We start from the raw sequence: 3,023 nt of genomic DNA on the forward strand, positions 1-3,023 counted from the left end.
CGGTTCATGATGCACTTCACGCCCACGAGCTCGTCGTGGCTGAACCTTGTTGAGCGTTGGTTGGGGGAGTTGACGGAAAAGCGTCTGCGGCGTGGAAGCTTCGGAAGTGTGCCAGAGTTGATCCATGCCATTAAGGAGTACCTGGCAATATCCAATGCCAACCCTAAACCGTTGGTGTGGAAAGCCTCCGCCAAAGCCATTCTTGACAAGCTCGCTCGTTGTAAAGCAGTTTATGAAACACTAGACTAGGGTGTAAAATAGCACTGGGGGCATATCAACTATGCCCCCAGTGCACCAAGTAGACCTGTAAGCCGGGTTCTGTGATCCAGCATAGCTGGACCGGTGACCATCTGTCTAGCCCTGGAGTTGCCTCCAGGGTCAAGCAACCAACCCGAGGACATTGGTCGGGCGTCCTAAGGGTCCTCCTATTCGGTCTTGCTCCGGGTGGGGTTTGCCCAGCCAACTGATCACTCAGTTGCCGGTGAGCTCTTACCTCACCATTTCACCCTTACCCCAGGAAAGTTGCTGGGGCGGTATGTTTCTGTGGCGCTTTCCGTAGGATCACCCCTCCTGGGTGTTACCCAGCACCCTGCCCGATGGAGCCCGGACTTTCCTCCCTTTCAGAGATTGGTGTTCTCTGGAACGGCGGTCACCCAGCCTACTTGGCTGTCTTCAGTTTACCACTTTTGGGGGCTGGTTCAATGGGTGCGAAGCTTGTCGAGGGCCTCATTTGCAAGAGCATCTGCAGCCTTGTTCAGGTGGCGCGGAATGTGGGTTATGCTGTGGGTCTTGTATATTGCCAGTAGCCGGTTTACTTCCTCAAACAGCGGCCTCAGGCCGGCATTTCGTACCTTATAGCGTCCCCGGACCTGTTCTACCATCAGGTTTGAATCTGTCTTGATGTCTATATGATCGGCCTTTAACTTCGAGGCTTCCTGTAACCCCATGATCAGTGCCTTGTACTCTGCCTGGTTGTTGGTGGCTTCTCCAATATAACACGAGATTTGGAGTTCGGTTGTGCCCCTGTCATCTTTTATGACAACACCTATGGCTGCAGGGCCAGGATTGCCTCGAGAGGCCCCGTCTACGTGGATAGTGAGACGGTTTACTGCTTTGTCCATTGCTTGTGAAATTGCCGGGATAGGTTCGGCTTCGCTGGTTAAGTGGAGTCAATATTTGGATTGATCGGGCTATCTAACCCACGCATAGGACACGACCGCAGCTGCCGCATTGTACAATATCCCCTGCTCTGGCTTGAGTCATCTCACTCATGGGGACGTTGATCCTGCATCCCTGGCATCTGCCCTGTTCTATCTTGGCCACTGCGTGTCCTTGCTTTCTGGATCGCACGGTTTCATAGAGTTGAAGATGAGCGGGCTCAATTGTACTGGTAAGTTCACCTCTCCGTTTCCTGGCTGTGTCGATAGCCGCTTGCAGTTCTGTTTGTTCCGAGAGTAGTTGCTTCTGCGTTTGCTGCCACTCTCCCTCCAACTTACTGACATGAGTGGATTTAGCAGCGATCTCTTTTTGCAGTATGTCAGCCTGGCCCATTATCTCCAGGACCTTGTCTTCCTCGCCTGTTACCTGGCTCTTCAATTGAGTCACCTGCTGCTGCAGGCTGCCCAGTTCCTTTGGATTCTTGACTGAACCGGCATAGAGTTTCTTCTGCAGAGGGCTGAGCTTTGATTGGAGGTCTTCAACTGCCCATTCCACGGTTTTCTGTTTGTCTTTTAGTTCAGGCAGGCGTTTCTGGCTCTCTTCCAGTTCGGATTTTGCGTCTGCCAGCGCCTTATTATGACTGAGCTGTCTTTCCACTTGCGCCAGGGTGTCGGTTTTCTTTTGCAGGTCTAGGTCAAGCTGCTGCAGTTCATAGAGTCGTTTCCCCAGGTTCACTCAGTCCCTCTCATAGGTATTGAGTTGTGTCTGCAGACGGTTGCTTTCTTATCAGGGTAATTCATAAGTTGGTGAGATGGGATCACAACCTCGGTTGTAAAACCTTCATGCTTTCTATTATAATCCTTTCGTGAGCAAAGAGGAAAATCTTGCTTAAGACCCATAATTCCGGTGATCTGACCATAGATCATATTGGCCAGACAGTTACGCTTGCGGGTTGGGTGCATCGGCGCAGAGACCACGGGGGCTTGATATTTATTGACCTCAGGGATAGAGATGGCCTTGTTCAAGTCGTATTTGACCCGAAGGTGTCTGCTGCGGGGCATAAGGTGGCTGATAGCCTGCGGAGCGAGTACGTTATCCAGGTTTCGGGTGAGATTGGCCGCCGTCCTGCTGGCACTGAGAACCTCAGGCTATCTACAGGGCAAATTGAGTTAATCGGTAGAACCTGCACTGTTCTTAATACTTCAAAGAACCCTCCGTTCTATATCAACGAGGAGACAGAAGTGGAGGAGGGTCTTCGTTTGAAATACCGCTATCTGGACTTACGCCGACAGCACATGAAAGAGAATATTATTCTGCGTCACCAGGTAGTACAGTGCTTGCGCGATTTCCTGAATAGCAGGGGTTTCTTGGAGATTGAGACCCCCATCTTGATCAAAAGTACCCCCGAAGGGGCAAGAGATTTCCTGGTGCCAAGCCGTCTTCATGCTGGTAAGTTCTATGCTCTTCCTCAATCGCCTCAGCAAATGAAGCAGTTACTGATGGTGGCTGGCTTTGAGAAGTATTATCAGATAGCAAGATGCTTTCGTGATGAGGACTTGCGTGCCGACCGCCAACCAGAGTTCACTCAGCTGGACGTGGAGATGAGCTTTGTGGAAGAAGAAGACATCCTTAATCTGATGGAGGAGATGTTGACCCATCTGGTGGGGACAGTCAAGCCTTTAATGAGGCTGATCAAGCCTTTCCCCCGGCTAGCTTATAGTGATGTAATGGCGCGCTATGGGACTGACAAGCCTGATATCCGGTTCGGTTTGGAGCTCAGGGATTTGACTGACATTTTGTTGGGGTCTGAGTTTGGTGTTTTTCGCAGCGCAGTGAAAGGTGGAGGAAAAGTGAAGGGTATCTGC

The 3,023-nt window shown here is 51.2% G+C and carries 4 protein-coding genes and 1 other RNA gene; 2 read left to right on the top strand and 3 right to left on the bottom strand.

What is annotated here, in order from left to right; translation table 11 throughout:
• Window positions 1-249, top strand: a 249-nt coding sequence (locus tag NTZ04_04680; protein ID MCX5991610.1) for an IS630 family transposase, incomplete at its 5' end; no start/stop codon positions are given.
• A gap of 42 nt (window positions 250-291) precedes the next feature.
• Here the strand turns inward: NTZ04_04680 and rnpB are convergent.
• The 3 genes from rnpB to NTZ04_04695 all read right to left on the bottom strand — a co-directional run bounded on the left by rnpB (window position 292) and on the right by NTZ04_04695 (window position 1,893).
• An RNA gene (rnpB, locus tag NTZ04_04685) (RNase P RNA component class A) lies at window positions 292-665 on the bottom strand.
• A 33-nt stretch (window positions 666-698) separates the two neighbouring features.
• Window positions 699-1,121 carry a ribonuclease HI family protein gene (locus tag NTZ04_04690; GenBank protein ID MCX5991611.1) on the bottom strand — a complete coding sequence of 141 codons (423 nt, stop codon included), beginning with the start codon at window positions 1,119-1,121 and terminating at the stop codon, window positions 699-701.
• Between the two features lie 73 nt (window positions 1,122-1,194).
• Complete coding sequence (locus NTZ04_04695; protein MCX5991612.1) at window positions 1,195-1,893, bottom strand: hypothetical protein; 699 nt, start codon at window positions 1,891-1,893, stop codon at window positions 1,195-1,197.
• 149 nt (window positions 1,894-2,042) lie between these two features.
• Between NTZ04_04695 and aspS the strand changes: the two genes are divergently transcribed.
• A partial coding sequence (aspS, locus tag NTZ04_04700; GenBank protein ID MCX5991613.1) for an aspartate--tRNA ligase occupies window positions 2,043-3,023 on the top strand: 981 nt, incomplete at its 3' end.

This window comes from Chloroflexota bacterium, assembly GCA_026389585.1.
Lineage (GTDB): Bacteria > Chloroflexota > Dehalococcoidia > UBA2247 > RBG-13-53-26 > JAPLHP01.

Excerpts from the sequence above, each read along its gene's own strand:
- NTZ04_04690 (MCX5991611.1), bottom strand. The coding sequence starts at position 1,121 with ATGGACAAAGCAGTAAACCGTCTCACTATCCACGTAGACGGGGCCTCT.